Genomic DNA, 19,359 nt, shown 5'->3' with positions numbered 1-19,359 from the left:
TCACGTCTGGAGACGAGTTTGTGGTAATCTACGCACCTGTGCCCAAGTCAAGCCAACGGCAAAATGAAGGTGAAAATACTCAAAAAATAGGTAATTTTCAACAAAGACATATTGGACCCTCAAACAGTCAGTTGCCAAAAATGCTAGAAGTTATGGGGATTTCTAGCCTTGATGAACTGATTAATCAAACAGTCCCCGTAGCCATTCGTCTATCCCGTTCTCTCGACCTCCCAGAAGCCCAAAGCGAGTATGCAGCACTCGCAACACTCAAAGAAATTGCTAGCCAAAATCAGGTTTACCGTTCTTTTATGGGGATGGGGTATTACAATTGCATTACCCCTTCAGTAATTTTACGTAATATTCTTGAAAATCCCGGCTGGTATACCGCCTACACCCCCTATCAACCAGAAATCGCTCAAGGACGACTGGAAGCTTTGCTCAATTTTCAGACAATGGTTATCGACCTCACAGGTTTGGAAATCGCGAATGCGTCTTTACTTGATGAGGGAACCGCAGCAGCTGAAGCAATGAGTATGAGTTATGGGATTTGCAAACATCAAGCAAATGCCTACTTCGTGTCCCAAGATTGCCATCCCCAAACAATCGACGTGTTACAGACACGTGCCAGACCTTTGGGAATACAAATCATTATTGGCGACCATCGGACTTTTGATTTTTCCCCGGATAATTCTCCAAGAATATTTGGCGCTATCCTCCAATACCCAGCTAGTGATGGCACAATCTACGACTATCAAGAATTTATTCAGCAAGCACATGCAACTGGGGCATTAGTCACCGTTGCGGCTGACTTATTGAGTCTGTGCTTATTAACACCTCCTGGTGAATTTGGTGCTGATATCGTTGTTGGTAGTACCCAGCGTTTTGGCATTCCTCTGGGTTACGGAGGTCCCCACGCAGCATATTTGGCGACAAAAGCAGAATACAAGCGACAAGTACCGGGGCGAATTGTTGGTGTATCGAAGGATGCCAACGGTAAACCAGCCTTACGTTTAGCGCTACAAACCCGCGAGCAACATATTCGTCGTGACAAAGCCACCAGTAATATTTGTACTGCACAGGTTTTACTTGCTGTTATTGCGGGGATGTATGCTGTGTATCATGGTGCGGCAGGATTGCAGCAAATTGCTCAAGATATTCATCAGAAAACCGTTTTCCTGGCAGAAGGCTTGAAAGGCTTAGGTTACAGGATTGTCTCCGAAAATTTCTTCGATACCATCAAGGTGGAACTGGGAAGCAATAGTTTAGAAACAATTCTCGCAGCCTGCGAAAGCCAAAAAATCAACCTGCGAATTTTTGATCAGACTGCTGTGGGCATTTCCCTGGATGAAACCACCACGGAAGCTGATGTCGTCGATTTACTGGAAATCTTCGCCCAAGGAAAACAACTCCCTCCCTTACCCACTCTTCCCTGCCCCGACTCCCTCCTCTTCCCCCGTACTTCTCCCTACCTCACTCACCCAGTTTTCAACTGCTATCACTCCGAAACCGAATTACTGCGTTACATCCACAAACTCGAAACCAAGGATTTATCCCTCACCACATCAATGATTCCCTTGGGTTCCTGTACGATGAAACTGAATGCGACATCGGAGATGATTCCCGTCACCTGGGCAGAATTTGGGAATATTCATCCTTTCGCTCCCGCATCGCAAACACGCGGATATCAAATTTTATTTGAGCAATTAGAGACCTGGTTAGCAGAAATTACCGGATTTGCGGGAATTTCCCTCCAACCCAATGCAGGTTCCCAAGGTGAATATACGGGACTTTTAGTTATCCGCCAGTATCATGAAAGTCGTGGAGAAGGACACCGAAATATTTGCTTGATTCCCGAATCAGCACATGGAACCAACCCCGCCAGTGCGGTGATGTGCGGCATGAAAGTGGTTCCCGTAGCTTGCGATCGCAATGGGAATGTGGATATTAGTGACTTGCAGGCACAGGTTGAGAAACACAGCCAAAATCTGGCAGCCTTGATGGTGACATATCCTTCCACACATGGGGTATTTGAAGAAGGTATCCAAGAAATTTGCGCCATGATTCACGCCCACGGTGGACAAGTTTACATGGATGGGGCAAATATGAATGCCCAAGTTGGATTATGTCGTCCCGGTGATATTGGTGCTGATGTTTGTCACTTGAATTTGCATAAAACCTTCTGTATTCCCCACGGTGGTGGTGGTCCAGGGATGGGACCCATTGGTGTCGCGGCCCACTTAGTTCCTTTCCTTCCCGGACATACTGTCATGGAAATGGGTGGGGAAAAAGCTATTGGTGCAGTGTCCGCCGCTCCTTGGGGTAGTGCTAGTATCCTCGTAATTTCCTGGATGTACATTGTCATGATGGGTGCATCTGGTTTAACGGAGGCGACGAAAGTGGCAATTCTCAATGCTAATTACATTGCCAAGCGCTTAGAAGGTTACTATCCTGTACTTTTTCAAGGTAGTAACGGCTATGTTGCCCACGAATGTATTTTAGATTTGCGGGCTTTAAAAAAATCCGCCAATATCGAAATTGATGACGTAGCCAAACGCTTGATGGACTACGGTTTTCACGCCCCGACTGTATCCTGGCCCGTCGCTGGTACAATCATGGTGGAACCGACGGAAAGCGAATCGCTAGAGGAATTAGACCGATTCTGCGATGCCTTAATTGCCATCCGTCAAGAAATTGCCGCAATTGAATCGGGGAAAATGGATATTCAAGATAACCTCTTGAAAAATGCACCCCATACCGCCGCCAGTTTGATTGCTGAGGAATGGACACATCCATATACCAGGGAGCAAGCAGCATATCCCGCAGCTTGGACAAGAGATAATAAATTCTGGGTTAGCGTCGGTAGGATTGATGCAGCATTTGGGGACAGGAATTTTGTTTGTTCCTGTTTACCAATGGATGCCTATTCTGAGTAGATATTAGCAGTTAGGGACGCGATCGCTCGCGTCTCCACGTTTCCAAAGATATCGCCATCATTTACTTCCCGTTTAAGATATGCTGGAGTGAATGGGAAAATTGCCAAAAGTTAGAGTGAAGATGAAACTGGCAGAAAGAGTGAGTCAGGTAACGCCTTCAATTACATTAGCGATCGCCGCGAAAGCTAAGGCTATGAAGGCTGAGGGAATTGATGTTTGTAGCTTTAGTGCTGGCGAACCGGATTTTGATACTCCAGCGCACATTAAAGCCGCAGCAATCAAAGCTTTAGAAGATGGTAAGACTAAATATGGTCCGGCATCTGGAGAACCAGCTTTGCGGGATGCGATCGCCCGGAAGTTGCAGCGCGAAAATGGTCTGAATTACAAGGCAGAAAATGTCATCGTCAGCAATGGCGGTAAGCATTCGCTATATAACTTGATACTTGCGTTGATTGAAGCCGGTGATGAGGTAATTATTCCTGCACCTTACTGGTTAAGCTATCCGGAGATGGTGACGCTGGCGGGTGGCAAGTCGGTAATTGTGCATACTGACGCATCGACAGGATATAAAATTACTCCGGAACAATTACGCCAAGCAATCACTCCCAAAACCAAGTTATTTATTCTGAATTCGCCATCGAATCCCACGGGGATGGTGTATACTCCCGATGAAATTAAGGCATTAGCCGAAATCATTGTCGAAAAAGATATTTTGGTAGTTTCGGATGAAATTTACGAAAAAATTCTTTACGATGGGGCGATACATGTCAGCATTGGTTCCTTGGGTGAGGAAATCTTTAAACGCACTATCATTAGTAATGGTTTTGCCAAAGGTTACTCAATGACGGGATGGCGTATCGGTTATTTAGCAGGACCTGGGGAATTAATCAAAGCCACAATTACCATTCAAAGCCATAGTACATCCAATGTCTGTACATTTGCCCAATATGGTGCGATCGCGGCTTTAGAAGGTTCTCAGGATTGTGTCGAAGAAATGCGTCTCGCTTTTGCCAAACGTCGCGAAGTTATGTATGCACGTCTCAATGCTATCCCTGGTTTAAGTTGTCCCAAACCCGAAGGTGCTTTTTATCTCCTCCCCGATATTCGCAAAACTGGATTAAAGTCTTTAGATTTTTGTAATGCCTTACTGGAAGCACATCAAGTCGCCGTCATCCCCGGTATTGCTTTTGGTGCCGATGATACCGTGCGTCTTTCCTATGCCACGGATATGGCAACAATTGAAAAAGGTATGGATAGATTGGAGAAGTTTGTCAAATCCAAGCTTTAAGTATTGTCTGCTGGCTGCTGTAGAGACGAGCAAGTAACACACTTGGCAAAAGTGGAAGCAAGGTAATTTATAAAAGCCCCATCTCCTCTAATCCTTGACGCAATCTCATCGCTTCGCTGGGATTGTTTTTTTCATGCAAAGAAATAGCTTTATTAAAAGCAGCTAAACTGGCTTTTTGATTGCCGATTTTTAACCAAGTCACACCTAAATTTTGGTAAGCATCTGCATAATTGGGATTTAACTTGATGGCACGTTGATATGCTGCGATCGCATCCATAAATAATCCCATTGCTTTCAACGTCATTCCCAAATTATAATACCCAGTTGCGAAATTCGGGTCAATACGAATAGTCATTTCATAAGCACTTTTGGCACTGCGTAAATCACCCAAACTTTTGAGCAAATTACCCAAATTATTATAAGCACCCAATTTTAAAATTGGCGTAACAATTAACTTAATTGCAGCTTGATAATGAGAGATAGATTTTCTGATATCTTGGTGACGATTATAGGCAATTCCTAAATGATAATGCAACTCGTACATCAAATCCATATTCGCTTGTTTAGAAGCAATTCCACGCTGCAATAACTCAATGCCTTCCCCAACTTTTCCCAATTCAACATATAAAGCACCCAATTTATTACAAACATAAGGGTCATTTGGATTTGTGGCAATAAAACCTTCCATTGCCGCTTGAGCTTGGGCAAATTTATTTTGTTTATTGATGATTTCTTGTTGATATCCTTGATGTAAAATAGCAACTGTCTCTAAATGACCAATTTGCCAATCCGGCTCTTGGCGTAAAATCTCACTAATACTATCATCAACGATCGCATGATAGGGACGTGTAAATTTAATTGCCGGATGCCTACGAAATAACCGCGAAACCATCGAATAAGGTGATTGGTTGGCTCCCACTTCATAACGTAGTAAATTAATTAAAATATACTCTGGCATTTCCATCACTTGCCGAATCTGCGATTTAATTCTTGGCGTTAGCGTCTCATCCGCATCCAATACCAAAACCCAATCACCTGTCACATATTTTAAAGCTGCATTTCTCGCGGCACTAAAGTCATTATGCCATTGGTATTGATATACATTTGCACCTAATTTTTGGGCAATTGCCATTGTTTTGTCAGTAGAACCTGTATCTAGAACTACTATTTCATCAACTATGCTTTTAGCGCTATTTAGACATTTAGCTAAGGTGGCTTCTTCATCTTTAACAATGGCGCAGAGACTAAGTTTCATAAATAATACTTGTAAAATTTTCAATATCTGTAAATTTTAGCAAATCTTGTTACTAAACCTTGTCTATTTCCAACCTCAGAATGATGCGGTAATTTTTGCAGCGACTACAATTGGGGGCTTGACAATTCCTACTGACTAGAAAAACTATGCTTGTTAAGCTATTCTTACCCTTCCCAAATTGTGTAATTTTTAACAAATCAGTAATTGCGTTAAACTAGAGGAACCAGGATAAATCATAAAATCTCGAAATTTCTCTGCAAGTAAATCCAATTGATGACATTTTCTCTACTTTCACTCAACTACTATGTCGCCAAAGGATGATGAATTATTCCAACTTCAGGAAATAGGAAAATTAAAACCTGTGCATTTTGCTGATTTGATTCGCACTGCACAATTAGTTTTCAATCCTGCAAGCTGTATGTCGGGAATTAACATACAAGTAGATTGGCAATATTTTGGTATTTCTGACGAGATTCTCGAAAATTTAAGAGTTTTAGGTGCAGAATATCGATATGCATTACCGCAAGTGCCACCGGAAATTGTTTGGAGTAAATTAACTCCGCAAACTCGTATCTGGTTTATTGCCAATAAAGATGAATTGTGGAAGTTCGAGGAATACTTTCCGGCATTAGATGAAGATTGAAGAATTGGAAATTGGGGATTATTTAATTTGTCGGGTGCAATCTACTATTTCTCTTCAACTTATGATGTCAATTCCGGCAATCAGCCATGATTAATTTTTTCCCTCTCTCCTAACTTTGCGTCGGTTTGATTGTCATAACTTAGGCAAACCAGAGAGCCTCTCTTACTTTCAAATCAAGAATTTAAAATCAAGAGAGGAACAATCAAGCTTAATGTATATTTGTTACTGTCAAAGCTTCCTCCACATCAGGAGAACGTAAATCTTCCACTAAAGCTTGGATATGTGCTGGTGGTGGTGCTGTGAGTCGAGAAACCACCCAAGTAATAACTAAATTAATTACCATACCCAGCGTACCAATACCTTCGGGAGATACACCAAAGAACCAAGCAGGCATTCCCGCAAACTTGACACCAACGATGTAAACAATAGTGAAAATTAAACCTATCACCATTCCCGCAATCGCACCTGTGGAATTGGTACGTTTATCGAAAATACCCAGAACAATTACTGGGAAAAAGCTAGATGCAGCCAAACCAAAGGCAAAGGCAACAACTTCACCCACAAATCCTGGTGGATTCACACCAAAATAACCTGCAAGCACCAGCGATAAACCCACCATCAAACGCCCCACAAATAGGCGTTTCTGCTCTGAGGCATTGGGGTTGATAATCCGGTAATAGACATCATGGGCAATAGAACTGGAAATTACCAACAATAGTCCCGATGCTGTAGATAAAGCCGCAGCTAACCCACCAGCCGCCACCAAGGCAATTACCCAAGGTGCAAGTTTAGCGATTTCTGGAGTTGCTAGCACAATAATATCGCGATCGATGGTAATCTCGTTCGTTTCTTTTGTCGGTGTCAGTTGCAGTCTCCCATCACCGTTTTTATCTTCAAAAGATAAAAGTTTGGTATTTTCCCACTTTTTCACCCAATCTAGTTGCTGTACTTCTGGAATAGTACGATTGTGCAGCGTTTCAATTAAGTTATACCGAGCAAACATTGAAAGGGCTGGCGCAGTAGTGTATAAAATGGCGATAAATAGTAATGCCCAACCAGCCGAATATCTGGCAGAGCGCACATCAGGAACAGTATAAAACCTGACAATTACATGAGGTAAACCCGCAGTGCCCACCATCAAAGCAATGGTAATAAACAGCACATCAAGCATTGGTTTATTGACAAATGCTTGAGTATACTCCTGAAAACCCAAATCAACCTGTACCTGATTGAGCTTAGTGGCAATATCACTGAAGGTAAAAGCAAATTGGGGAATAGGATTACCAGTGAGGAGAAATGCGATCGCAATTGCAGGAATTAAGTAAGCAACAATTAAAATCCCATACTGTGCTACCTGTGTCCAGGTAATCCCTTTCATTCCACCTAGCACTGCGAAAAAGCCGACAATCACCATCCCGATAATGACACCAGTATTGATGTCCACCTGCAAAAAGCGGCTAAAAACAATCCCAACACCCCGCATTTGTCCGGCAACATAGGTGAGAGAAACAAAGATTGCAGCAACCACCGCCACCAGCCGCGCTATGTTGGAATAATAGCGATCGCCAACAAAATCGGGAACTGTATACTTACCAAATTTCCGTAAATATGGTGCAAGTAGCAATGCTAGTAACACGTAACCACCAGTCCAACCCATGAGGTAAATCGAACCATCATACCCCATGAAGGAAATTAAACCAGCCATGGAAATAAACGAAGCCGCAGACATCCAATCCGCAGCAGTTGCAGCACCATTAGCAACCGAAGGAACACCTTGATCGGCAACAAAAAAACCTTTACTATCCTTTACCCGTGACTGCCAACCTATATAAAGATATAGCAGGAAAGAAATTCCGACAATAACAATTGTCCAAAGTTCTACAGACATCTAACTCCTCACTTCCTTCTAATATCGTACTTGTGGTCAAGTTTATCCATCTGCACTGCATAGATAAAAATCAACACGACAAATATTAAAATCGACCCCTGTTGAGCCATCCAAAAGCCCAGAGGAACCCCAAAGAAGGGAATAGTATTCAAAGGTTGCACAAGCAGGATACTGAACACTAAAGATACTAGTGCCCAAACTATTAGGAGATTACGAATTAAAGCTGTATTGGCGCGCCAATAAGCACGATGTTTTTGATTATCCATGATTTACTCAAGGCAAATGCACCAAGATAATATCAGAAGCTAACACCGTAACGATATATTGATTTAACTTAAGCTAAGTTACTTAACTTAAGTTATGGGTAAAACTTAGCTGAAAATATTCAAAGACTTTAGTAGTCACAATTACCGATGCTTGAAGTCCTGATTTTAAGTCAATACAGTTCAGTTAAGAATATAAATCAATTATTACAAGCAAAACAGATCGACTTTTTTGGAGGGGGCTTGGGGGACGCAACCGTCCAAAGTTTGACGGGAAGAACATCTCCCCGTCAACTTTTCCCAATAGGGGGTTTGGGGGAGAATCCCCCAAATCTTGGTTCTTAACAAATCGATTGACTAATAACCTTAACTGAATCGTATTGGATTTTAAGTCACGAATGGAAGGCGGATAAACACAGTACAAAATTAGAGTGTTAGTGTAGCGCCACTCAAGCACTGCAAACTCAATCAGAGTTTCTCTATTTCCACAATAAGAGGTTATGTATCAAGTAAACCTTAAGACCAAAGCAACCCGGTTTCTTGGATTGAAGTATCGAGCATCATCTCACTTTTTGATGAGAAACTGGGTTTCTCCCTGGGCGACTATCCTGAATATTTACTTTATAAACGCTCTCTAATGGGCGGCTTTAAACAACAATAGCTTGCCACCTATACATCCCTGCCCACGCATGAAAGACTATCAGATGTATCCTGGCTGTCAATTCTTAGCTGCTTCCTGAGTCAAAATATTTGTAAAAAGCAAAAAGCGCCTGGACGTGTGACCGTGTTTCCACTCCAAGCGCTTTCTGTCTTCAACTTACTCCTCACACACTCCTAAAGCATAACTTGGGTTTTCCGATATGGCAAGTAGTTGGGAGAGTAATTTTGCAAACTTTGATATTTTCGAGGGGTTTAGGGGAAGAGAATCTTGAAATCAATCCAACTAAACATTAGCTTGTTGACGTTGATACAAAGACCAATACAAACCTTTTTCCCGCAACAAACTATCGTGCGTACCCCTTTCTGCCAGCACTCCACGTTCCATTACCAAAATTTGGTTGGCACGTTTGAGGGGTGCAAAACGGTGGGCGATAATAAACACTGTGCGTCCTTGGGAAATGGCTTGCAAGTTTTGTAATACCTGTTGTTCAGTTTCCGCATCCAATGCACTTGTCGCTTCATCCAAAATCAGAATTGGAGCATTGCAAAGGAATAACCGCGCTAAGGCAATACGCTGTCTTTGTCCCCCCGATAAAGCTGTGCCTCTTTCACCAACGTTAGTCTCATAACCGTGGGGTAATTGGCTGATGAAATCATGAGCAACTGCCATGCGTGCGGCTTGGACTACTTCTTCAGCGCTAATATCAGGGTTCCCCAGGGTAATATTCTCCAAAATAGAAGCGTTGAACAAAAAGTCTTCTTGGAGTACCACACCAATTTGCTGGCGCAAGGATGCTAAATCAGCGCTTTTGATATCGAAACCATCAATTAAAATACGTCCTGATTCAATGGTGTAAAGCCGTTGCAATAACTTGGATAGGGTGCTTTTACCCGAACCGCTACGCCCAACTATACCCACAAATTGTCCTGGTTCAACATCAAAGGAAATACCCCGCAACACTGGCTCTGTGTCTGGTTTGTAGCGGAAAAATACCTGTTCAAAGGATACTTGTCCCTTTAATGGTGGTAAAACCAAGCCTGTACCGGGTTCAGCTTCTGGAGCAACGTTGAGAATGTCGCCAATTCTGTCTACTGATAGTAAAACCTGTTGCAAATTTTGCCAAAGCTGTACTAAGCGTAGTAATGGACCAGTAACACGACCAGAAAGCATTTGAAAGGCGACAAGTTGTCCCACTGTCAGCTTTTGCTCGATGACTAATTTGGCACCAAACCAAAGAATCAGCAAACTGGACAGGTGGGTGAGAAAGTCGCCAATATTACTACTGATGTTTTGCGTAGTCGAGGCTTTGAATCCAGTACGGATGAAACGGGCAAATAACCCTTCCCATCTATCTCTGGCAACAGGTTCAGCAGCATGTGCTTTGACGGAGTGAATCGCGGTGATAGTTTCGACCAAAAATGATTGGCTGTCAGCGCTGCGGTTAAAGGTTTCGTTTAACCAATTACGTAAAATTGGTGTTGCCACTAATGTCAGGGTGGCAAATAGCGGTAATACAGCTAAACCTGCAAAGGTGAGGGGAATGCTGTAATAGAACATCAACGCCAAATAAACTACGGCGAAGATACTATCTAAAATAACTGTTAAAGCTGTACCTGTGAGGAATTGACGGATTTGTTCGAGTTCCTGTACCCGCGCTACTGTATCCCCAACTCGACGGGATTCAAAATAAGCCAGAGGTAAGCGCATCAAATGGCGGAATAGCTGCGCCGACAAGCTTAAATCGAGACGACGGGCTGTGTGAGTAAAGATAAACAACCGTAATACACCCAGGAAAGCTTCAAAAAACGCCACTGAAAGTAAAGCGATCGCCATTACATCCAATGTCGGCAAACTTTCCTGTACCATTACCTTATCGATGACGACTTGGGTAATAAGTGGTGTTGTTAATCCCAATAGTTGCAAAGTGAATGATGCAATTAATACCTCAGTTAGCAAACCTCGGTATCTCCACACAGCAGGCAAAAACCAACTCAGGTTGAATTTTTCTTGCTTGTTAATGACTTCAGCTTGCCAGAGGCTACCATCCCAGAATTCCTCCGCCATCTGTCTGGGTATAGTTTCACACTTACCTTCACTATTAAGTGGATTGGCTATAATCAGGCGATCGCCTTTAATACCATAGGCTACTACCCAACTACCTTCATTCCCTTGAGTACCACCCCAGCGCATCACCACCGGAAAAGTTAATTGGCGTAATTCTGCCCAATTTACCTGCAATTTTCGCAGCAAAAATCCCAATTTTTCCGCAGCTTCGACCATATTTTGTGGTCGTTGTCCGCGTAATTGACGCTGTACCCATTCAAGTTGCACAGGGTTCTGTAAATACTGTCCCAGCATTGTTAAACATGCAGCCCCAGTATTCCAACCAGCAACAAAGGGATAGCCAGAACTGGCTTGAGGGGTGACAGTCGCGAGAAATTCCTTTTGAAACTGGGGTTTTTGCGAAGATAAGGAAGGGGAGGGAGAAAAATTGGAGTGCTGAAATACATCACTATCTAGCTTATCTTCCTGTTCCTCCTTCTCTTCTATCACTAGAGAATCCGCAGGTGTTGGTGAAACTCTATCACCCGTATTTTCTTCCGGCGCACCTTCCCAAAATGCTTGAACTTGAGGAGTAGAAACTTGCGTCCAAACTGCGACATCCCAGCGAACTACTATAACTTCTTTACTAGCAGCAATAGCCTTACAGTCAATCGCAGACAATAACAACTCACCAAACCAATCTCCCGGTTCCAAGGTAGCCATTGGTTTGCTAGTTTCTTCTTCCCGCAAGCGAACCTTGCCCGTTACAATAAAATATTGCGAGCCTTGGATATCCTTCGACCAAATTTTTTCCCCAAGTCCGTAACGAGACACTTCGGCGTGATTTTGGAGCAAATCTTGACTTTCGGTTGTTAGCCAAGAAAATGGTGCTTCATCCCAAGGTAAAGATGCTAGCACCCGCCTTTGTAATTCATCATCGACGGTAGTTAAACCACTTGCAGCTTGACTGTAAGTTTTTGAATTTTCTCTGCTAGCCATTTCTCAAACAACTCGTTCTGTAATGCTTGCTTTAGTTGAGTATCATCTAATGACGCACTGAGTATTTGTTCTACACGAAACAACCCAAAGCGTCCTTCCAATTCAAACGGTCCAATTAATGTATTTGGACTAGCTACATCTACTGCCGCTCTTAGTATATCTGGTAACGTACCCCGGCTCACTGGTCCCATCATGCCATTAACTACCCGATCATCAGCTAAGGAATATTCGCGGGCAATTTGCTCAAAACTTGCACCCTCTTCGATTTGTGCGTGTAATTCCTCCGCCAGTTCTCTTTTATCGACGATAATGCGAGATAAAACCACGCGATCGAGAAAAATTTTCCGTTCGATGAAATATTCTTGAAGCTTGGGCATGGCAATTACAGCTTTAAGCTTTTCTATCTTAAAGCCAAATCCGACGGAAGCGTGAAAAGAATCATAACTAGTGCCGCTATTTTTCAACCAGTCATTAAAGCGTTGTGGGTCTGTGAGTTGATTTTTTAAGCGAAAATCAATAATAGCTTGTTCTGTCAATGCTGGACTAATTGCCACATCTTCGCGGCTGGCAATCTCGTTTTCGATGACATGCTGACGGACAATATCACCAATAAACTGTCCTAGCTTTCCCGACGTTTGCAGGTATTTCACTGCTTGGGCGACGGAAATCTCTTTGTCATCAATGTTTAGAAATGATAAGGATTCCATGAATGATTTTATGTATAAGTAAACACGCTTAAAAGTGATAATACTTGGAAATTTCAACTTCAGAGCGTTCCAGCCAAAATGCTATAGCAATCCTAAGCGTTGGTACAGCAAATCAGCAACCGAATCATAAATTTTTATCATTCCCTATTTGCCAATTTTTGAATGGTCTTGATTTTGTTAGATAACGCAATGAGGTTATGCTGACAGAATTATCGATGCATCATCGGAGGCAATTAGCTTGACAAATTCACCCAGGAGAAAGCTAATAACATTGCCGCGATCGCTCCAATTAATGTATTTAAGACATTGACTAATTCATTTGTGAGCCAATCATACTTAGATTGTAAGGTTGCCCCAATGACGCTCTCTATATTAGTAGCGATAAATGCCGCTAAGATACACCAAGCGATATCCAAGCCACCAATTAAACCGACTCCAAAACCCACTAATGCCTGTGCTGCTGAGGCAACTAATCCAGCCAAGGTTCCTTCCAAACTCACCGCACCTTCGGTTCCCCGTGGGACAGGTTGCAACGTCGTAATCAAAAAAGTACGCTGTCCGTAAGCTTTGCCAACTTCACTAGCGCAGGTATCCGATAGTTTCGTGCTGAAACTGGCAACGTAACCGATGATAAACAGGGAAGAAAGCGAGGATAAGGAAGAGGAAGGGGAAAAAATGTTTGAGGAGAATATTCCCGCACCTACAGCACATAATCCGCCAATTAATGCTGAACCCCAGACATTTTCTGGACCTCTCATACCCGATCGCTTTTCGGCAATTCCTTCGGCTTCTTTTTGCGCCATCCCAATTTTGGTGACAAATGAACCTATCAAAAAGTAGAACATGACGACTACATATCCTTGCCATCCCAATGTTCCCCAAATCAATACCCCCAAGAACCAAGCATGTAAATACCCGGCTGGAGTCAGGAGTTTTTTAGGCGTAACCGCAGCGATACCCAGCAAAATTGTATTCAATGCGATCGCGATCGTTATTTTCTGCGAGAGGGAAGCTACTATCCAAGGTTTGAAATCATCGATTAATGACAGCATTTCCATAAATTCCCCCAAAAAAGTCAGATTTCCAGCAGTCTATCGCTTCTTGAAGCAGAACTCGGTTGTCAGAATTCAGAATTATCCCTATCAATGTTAGGAGTCGAAATTCCTGATTGAAAGTTGATATTTGGACTACTGATTCCTCTGTTCTTTCCTGGTCAGTGTAATCAACAATTTGCCGGAATACAAGGGTATAAGCTTATTTTGGCGAGTTATTAGTTGTCCTCCGTAACAACTTCATGATAGATTGGTAAACCTTCACTAAATAATTATTTACTGGTTAACATCTACACCAAACTCCCTAAATTATTGAGACTGTTCTATCTCAATCCCCCATTGTAAAATAAATACATTGAAACTTTATGTATTGTTTTTACACAAGTAAAAATATCATGTGCAAATGCACACGGTTTTCATCATCAGTTTTACGTGAAGTTTACGTAAATCCTCTATGAGATTTTAGTAAACTTAGGCACTTTTACGTGATTTTTGCTGCAAATCTAGCAAATATCGATTTTGATATTATATGTACCACCTGTAAAAACTTAATTAAATATGCCAGCTAACGTTCCTGGTAATCCGCTCAGTACAGCAGTTGATATTAATATTTCCACAAGTTTCCAAGTATATACTGATACAGTTAGCTCTTTCGATTCAGGAAAATTGTATAGATTCGGGTTGCAAGGGCGTAGTAGTTTTAACTTATTACTGAAAGAATTAGGAAGTAATTTAAATGTTGATTTAATCGAGGATAAAAACGCCAACGGGGTTTTTGATGTGGGTGAAGTTATGGAGACTTCACAATCAACTCGTAGGGGAGAGCGCATCAACACAAGTATTGATGAGGGTATTTACTATATCTATGTTTACGGGGTTTCCGGGGAAGGCAACGTTTTCGGTACTTACAACCTGACTGTATCGGCAATTCCTTACGCAGGTGATATTAACGAACCTATATCAGCTTCATCCTTAGATTTCTCAGATATTTCAGCTACTTCATTGCCAGAGGGAAGGAGTGCTTCCAGACCTGGGAATGTAAGAGAAAGACGGGCTGCCATCCCAAATGACAATCTACCAGTTCCCCAAAGTTCTTCAGGCAGAATTTGGCAACAAGGAACCTTAGGTGCAGATACATTAATTTACGATCGCAGTAATCAAACAACGTTTTTTTCGGGAAACGGCAATATAAATTTTGGTACGGGTGGGCGAGATGTACTAGATTTAAAAACAATTGCTGGTATTCCCTCAAGCCAAGCCAACTTTAGTTGGGCAAATGCGACAGGTGGGGGTGTAGTTGAAAATCCTGGTAATGGCAATCGATTATTTGATGCGATTACATTCAACGACGGCAATCGAATTTTATTTGAAGGTATCGAACAAATCGTTTTTGCTGACATTACCTACGATTTAACAATTGCTAACCCCAATATTGGACTGGGAAGCGCAGCAACAGTCACAACCAACGACGAGAAGTTTTCTCAGCAGTGGAATTTACACATGACAGGTGTACATAATGCCTGGAGATTCACAACAGGTTCTGCTGGGGTACTTATAGGTATTGAAGATAGTGGACTCGGAAGGGATAGCAATGGAGTCACTCACCCTGATTTGCGATCGACTATTTTCTCTGGCAACAATTATATAGATGAGTCAGCAGGTTATTCCCACGGAACTCTAGTCCAAAGTACCATCGCCGCAGCAAGCAATAATGGCTTTGGGATGGCGGGTATTAACTGGAATTCAGATGTGATGCATATTGATGTCTTGGGTAACAACATTAATGGTACATATCAATTAGACCCAGGTGATAAAACCTTGGTAGAAGCAACACAAGAACTGATTAACCAAGCCAATAGCAAAGGTCAAAAATTAATTGTCAACCTCAGCTTGGTAGGTGGTAGTAGTGATAGTTTCCAACAATTAATTGCGAATAACCAAGATAGAGTCTTATTTGTAATCGCTGCTGGAAATGAAGATGTAGGTGAAGTCTCCAGCCCTGCTTCCTTCGCCCAAAATTACGGCAATGTAGTTTCAGTGGGTGCATCCTGGGGAAATAAAGATTGGTACGGCAACACTAAAAATCTCGGAGAAAGGGCTTCTTACTCTAACCTGAACTGGTGGGGTTCCAACTATACCAACGATACAGCTATCAATGCAGGTTTGCGACCATTAACATTAATGGCACCAACTGAATTTACTGCTGCTAACGCCGATAAAAATAGCGCCGGTTCATTTAATTTTGGCTACAACGATAAATTCAACGGTACTTCTGCATCTACTGCGATCGCATCCGGTGTTGCTTCGTTAGTTTGGAGCGCAAATACTAATCTGAATGCATCGCAAATCAGGTCTATATTATCAGAAACTGCATACGACTTGGGAACACCAGGATACGACAAATTCTACGGTAATGGTTTTGTTAATGCCGATACCGCAGTTCGTCGTGCTTTAGCCCTCGCTCGTAATTATTCCTAATTTGTAGTTGATTAATTGAGGTGCATCTATACATATCAGGTTCGCCTAAATAATTACGATAAAACTGACACTGAGATGGGAAGACAGGGGGACGCGAAGAAAAATAATAATAATTAATTACTGCACGTGATGTTATTGGATGCTCCAGCCCAATTACGAGGTAACCCGTCAATTTTAGCTTGGTGAACTATTAAAGGCTTGAAATACCTATCTTCTGCAAAGGCTTTGTTTATGCACTTGGCTTGTGTTTTGCTAACTTCAACGCTGACAAAAATAGAATCATACCCAAAATTCCATATAGCAAGTTATTTGCTACATACCTCAAAAGGTTGCTGCCAATAAATGCTCCCAATATTGAACCACATGCCATTGAAATAATAAACTCTCGCTCGGATTTTACTTCTTTAAGTCGTTGCTGACTTTGATATTTGAACAAACCCATCATAATCGTAGGAATACTAATCGCAAGACTCAAGCTTCCTGCTAATTTGATGTCAATTGCAAAGACGAGAATAATAGTAGGAATAATCAATTCACCACCTGCAACACCAAGCATACTACTGAATATTCCAATCACAATTCCTGCGGTAAAACCAATGCCAATTCTGAGTAAGTCTGGAAGTTGCCAACTTTGAAGACTGAAAATAAGATTATGCCCAATTAGTACAAAGCTTAGTAAAAATAGAAAAACGACAACAACTCGATTTAATGTTTTTTCGTTGATATGAGTTGCGTAGTTAACGCCAATATAAGACCCAATGAGAGAACCTGCCAGAATATTAATAATTACTGTCAGGTTTGCAAAAACATTTTCAATTCCAATAACACCACTCCGAAAAATGAATGAAAATGTGACAGTGAAGAGGCTCACAACGAGATTAATAATAATTGCCTGTAGGGTTCGATAATTAAAAATGCTAACTAAAATTGGTAAGCGAAATTCTGCACCACCCAAACCGATTAGTCCACCGAGAATTCCGACTAAAGCACCCCAAGCAAATGCCCAAATATTCCGCATTTAAATCTCCGCACCTACAACAGCAGCATTATGACTGATTTTAGAATATTACCAACAACTAAACTCGGTCAATAACTTCGCCAAATTTATAAACTGTTAGAAAAAGGATGGGCAGGGTTGATAAGTCCTAAATTGGTAACTCTATGAAAAATATTTGCGAATACAACTGGCTTTCAACTATAACCGCGCTATTGTATATGCCCAGTCAAATAATATCGATTTAGTGCTACAAGATTTACAAACAGCAATCAATTTAGACGCAGAATATCGGCAAAGGACGAAAACCGATGTGGTTTTTGATAGCATTCGCAACAACGCGCAATTTCAGATTTTGATCCATCAGAAATAAAAAATACGTATATTCCACATGGCTGTTTGGATATATAAAGCAGCAATATAGAAATTCAAATATTGAACTTAAAAGACGAATAACCCCTGAGACATAAATTTACAGGGATATATCACGCATATTTGTTTTCCTTACTGAGATATTTAGGGTTACTTTTGTATCTCTAAAATTTGCCATGCCTTGCTTCCCGCAGGGTGCTTGATGACATAGGGATTGTAATAGTAGTGAATAATTTTAAACAAAGTATTGATATCAATTCCAGCTTAAATATTTCCCGCAGTCAACAAGTATTAACTGGCTCCATCGGTTGGGAAAATACAAACGATTATTACAGCTTTAACCTTAATAACCGTAGTAGTTTGGATGTTACTGTCGATGGTTTGTCTGCCAACTTAAATGTCCAAATATTAGACAGTAATGGTTCTATTGTGGCTGGTTCCTACAATCGCCGTAAATTTGATGAATCTATCAATGTGGTGTTAGAAGCTGGTAAATACTATATTGAGGTTTATAGACTTGGTCGTGCAGTCAGTAATTACAACTTGAGGTTCAGCAGCCAAGCAATCACTGAAACAATACCTTCAACTTCAGTAGATTGGTTTGATCAAGTCGTTCAAATTCAAGATGCGGGAATTCGTCAAACGGCAAAATCATCTTTTACTGATGGAATAATCGATCGTAATGAAATGATTGCCATTTTGCGCGACTCTAAAGACGGTGGCATCATTGACGGGACTGAATTCGCCGATTTGAAAACAATACTCAATCATGCGGCTACACTTTCGATTCCCGAACCAGTGCGAGTATTAGCTAACAAAATCATTAACGGAGATGCAGCTAATCAAAAATACCAAGGGAATTCACTGGGTAACTTGAGTGTAGGTAGTAGCGATACCCAAATGGAAAACCTCATCAATAAATGGTTTTTGGGAGGCGATCGACCATCAACTGCCTATACATATCAGCAAGCAAGTGGTTCACTCTTTCAGAATGGAATTAGCTATCAAGACATCACTCAAGGGCAGATTAACGACTGTTTCTTTCTTGCTGGATTAGCAGCAACAGCAATTAACTCAGTCCAAACCATTGAAAACATGTTTATAGACAATGGTGATAATACTTTCACCATCAAGTTTTGGCGAAACCAAATCGCTGATTACGTCACAGTAGATAGATATTTACCAACTGATTCATCAGGAAATTTTGTCTACGCTAGTAAAGGTAAAAATTATAACAACTCCACAAATGAACTTTGGGTTGCCCTTGTAGAAAAAGCTTATGCACAACTCAATGAATCTGGTTGGATTTACCAAGACAATACCAACTCTTACTCCGGTATCGCTCAAGGAGGATATATTGGCGATGCATTACAACATATCACTGGTAACAAGGTTTGGATGAGTGTTCCTTTAGATTTTCAAACTATTATTAATAGTATTAATTTAAGTGAATCTATTGGTTTTGGTTCAAAATTAAAACCAGTATCAGCAAATATTATTGCAGGTCACGCTTACGCATTGGTAAATTATAATTACTCAACGCAAAAATTTACTCTGTTTAATCCTTGGGGTATTGATAGTTCATCAAAACCTGGGGTTTTAGAACTAAGTTGGAGCGAAATCGAATCTAATTTTAGTTATTGGGATGCCACAAAACAGTATACATAAAGACTTAAAGATAAAGACTTAAAGATAAAGACTTAAAGATAAAGACTTAAAGATAAAGACTTAAAGATAAAGACTTAAAGATAAAGACTTAAAGATAAAGACTTAAAGATAAATA

The 19,359-nt window shown here is 41.3% G+C and carries 13 protein-coding genes; 6 read left to right on the top strand and 7 right to left on the bottom strand.

Features of this window, described 5'->3' with window-relative positions:
• Positions 1-20 precede the first annotated feature (20 nt).
• On the top strand, positions 21-2,933 hold the full coding sequence (gcvP, locus tag VB733_RS13605) for an aminomethyl-transferring glycine dehydrogenase (RefSeq protein WP_323340599.1): 2,913 nt from the start codon (positions 21-23) through the stop codon (positions 2,931-2,933).
• A 121-nt stretch (positions 2,934-3,054) separates the two neighbouring features.
• Complete coding sequence (locus VB733_RS13600) at positions 3,055-4,221, top strand: pyridoxal phosphate-dependent aminotransferase (protein WP_323340598.1); 1,167 nt, start codon at positions 3,055-3,057, stop codon at positions 4,219-4,221.
• Between the two features lie 67 nt (positions 4,222-4,288).
• Here VB733_RS13600 and VB733_RS13595 read toward each other — a convergent pair whose 3' ends face one another.
• A complete protein-coding gene (locus tag VB733_RS13595; protein ID WP_323340597.1) occupies positions 4,289-5,476 on the bottom strand; it encodes a tetratricopeptide repeat protein in 1,188 nt (395 codons plus the stop codon).
• A 304-nt stretch (positions 5,477-5,780) separates the two neighbouring features.
• On the opposite strand from VB733_RS13595, the gene VB733_RS13590 reads away from it, so the two are divergent.
• Positions 5,781-6,119: an excinuclease ATPase subunit gene (locus VB733_RS13590; protein ID WP_323340596.1), complete on the top strand. Its 339-nt coding sequence runs from the start codon at positions 5,781-5,783 to the stop codon at positions 6,117-6,119.
• Positions 6,120-6,327: 208 nt separating this feature from the next.
• On the opposite strand, the gene VB733_RS13585 is transcribed toward VB733_RS13590, so the two are convergent.
• The 5 genes from VB733_RS13585 to VB733_RS13565 form a co-directional block, all read right to left on the bottom strand.
• On the bottom strand, positions 6,328-8,007 hold the full coding sequence (locus VB733_RS13585; protein ID WP_323340595.1) for a sodium:solute symporter family protein: 1,680 nt from the start codon (positions 8,005-8,007) through the stop codon (positions 6,328-6,330).
• Between the two features lie 8 nt (positions 8,008-8,015).
• Positions 8,016-8,273, bottom strand: a complete 258-nt coding sequence (locus VB733_RS13580) for a DUF4212 domain-containing protein (RefSeq protein WP_323340594.1) — start codon at positions 8,271-8,273, stop codon at positions 8,016-8,018.
• Positions 8,274-9,213: 940 nt separating this feature from the next.
• Positions 9,214-11,973 carry a type I secretion system permease/ATPase gene (locus VB733_RS13575; protein WP_323340593.1) on the bottom strand — a complete coding sequence of 920 codons (2,760 nt, stop codon included), beginning with the start codon at positions 11,971-11,973 and terminating at the stop codon, positions 9,214-9,216.
• The gene (locus tag VB733_RS13570; protein WP_323340592.1) at positions 11,922-12,680 is read right to left on the bottom strand and encodes a peptidylprolyl isomerase; all 759 of its coding nucleotides are present in this window, start codon (positions 12,678-12,680) and stop codon (positions 11,922-11,924) included. The genes VB733_RS13575 and VB733_RS13570 overlap by 52 nt, the downstream gene beginning before the upstream one ends.
• 233 nt (positions 12,681-12,913) lie before the next feature.
• Positions 12,914-13,732, bottom strand: coding sequence for a TIGR00297 family protein (locus VB733_RS13565; protein WP_323340591.1), 819 nt, complete (start codon positions 13,730-13,732; stop codon positions 12,914-12,916).
• 558 nt (positions 13,733-14,290) lie between these two features.
• On the opposite strand from VB733_RS13565, the gene VB733_RS13560 reads away from it, so the two are divergent.
• On the top strand, positions 14,291-16,210 hold the full coding sequence (locus VB733_RS13560; protein ID WP_323340590.1) for a S8 family serine peptidase: 1,920 nt from the start codon (positions 14,291-14,293) through the stop codon (positions 16,208-16,210).
• Positions 16,211-16,439: 229 nt separating this feature from the next.
• Here the strand turns inward: VB733_RS13560 and VB733_RS13555 are convergent, their stop codons facing one another.
• A complete protein-coding gene (locus VB733_RS13555; RefSeq protein WP_323340589.1) occupies positions 16,440-17,228 on the bottom strand; it encodes a sulfite exporter TauE/SafE family protein in 789 nt (262 codons plus the stop codon).
• Positions 17,229-17,382: 154 nt separating this feature from the next.
• On the opposite strand from VB733_RS13555, the gene VB733_RS13550 reads away from it, so the two are divergent.
• Both VB733_RS13550 and VB733_RS13545 read left to right on the top strand, forming a co-directional pair.
• Positions 17,383-17,577, top strand: a complete 195-nt coding sequence (locus VB733_RS13550) for a TPR end-of-group domain-containing protein (RefSeq protein ID WP_323340588.1) — start codon at positions 17,383-17,385, stop codon at positions 17,575-17,577.
• A 224-nt stretch (positions 17,578-17,801) separates the two neighbouring features.
• Positions 17,802-19,244: a C2 family cysteine protease gene (locus VB733_RS13545; RefSeq protein WP_323340587.1), complete on the top strand. Its 1,443-nt coding sequence runs from the start codon at positions 17,802-17,804 to the stop codon at positions 19,242-19,244.
• Positions 19,245-19,359 lie beyond the last annotated feature (115 nt).

It is taken from the genome of Calothrix sp. UHCC 0171, from assembly GCF_034931845.1.
GTDB lineage: Bacteria > Cyanobacteriota > Cyanobacteriia > Cyanobacteriales > Nostocaceae > Brunnivagina.
This window is presented reverse-complemented; position numbering and strand designations above follow the sequence as displayed.

What these genes read in the sequence shown, in the direction of transcription:
- VB733_RS13600 (WP_323340598.1), top strand. Translation starts at nt 3,055, where the DNA reads ATGAAACTGGCAGAAAGAGTGAGTCAGGTAACGCCTTCAATTACATTA.
- VB733_RS13595 (WP_323340597.1), bottom strand. Translation starts at nt 5,476, where the DNA reads ATGAAACTTAGTCTCTGCGCCATTGTTAAAGATGAAGAAGCCACCTTA.
- VB733_RS13590 (WP_323340596.1), top strand. Translation starts at nt 5,781, where the DNA reads ATGTCGCCAAAGGATGATGAATTATTCCAACTTCAGGAAATAGGAAAA.
- VB733_RS13585 (WP_323340595.1), bottom strand. Translation starts at nt 8,007, where the DNA reads ATGTCTGTAGAACTTTGGACAATTGTTATTGTCGGAATTTCTTTCCTG.
- VB733_RS13580 (WP_323340594.1), bottom strand. Translation starts at nt 8,273, where the DNA reads ATGGATAATCAAAAACATCGTGCTTATTGGCGCGCCAATACAGCTTTA.
- VB733_RS13575 (WP_323340593.1), bottom strand. Translation starts at nt 11,973, where the DNA reads ATGGCTAGCAGAGAAAATTCAAAAACTTACAGTCAAGCTGCAAGTGGT.
- VB733_RS13570 (WP_323340592.1), bottom strand. Translation starts at nt 12,680, where the DNA reads ATGGAATCCTTATCATTTCTAAACATTGATGACAAAGAGATTTCCGTC.
- VB733_RS13565 (WP_323340591.1), bottom strand. Translation starts at nt 13,732, where the DNA reads ATGCTGTCATTAATCGATGATTTCAAACCTTGGATAGTAGCTTCCCTC.
- VB733_RS13560 (WP_323340590.1), top strand. Translation starts at nt 14,291, where the DNA reads ATGCCAGCTAACGTTCCTGGTAATCCGCTCAGTACAGCAGTTGATATT.
- VB733_RS13555 (WP_323340589.1), bottom strand. Translation starts at nt 17,228, where the DNA reads ATGCGGAATATTTGGGCATTTGCTTGGGGTGCTTTAGTCGGAATTCTC.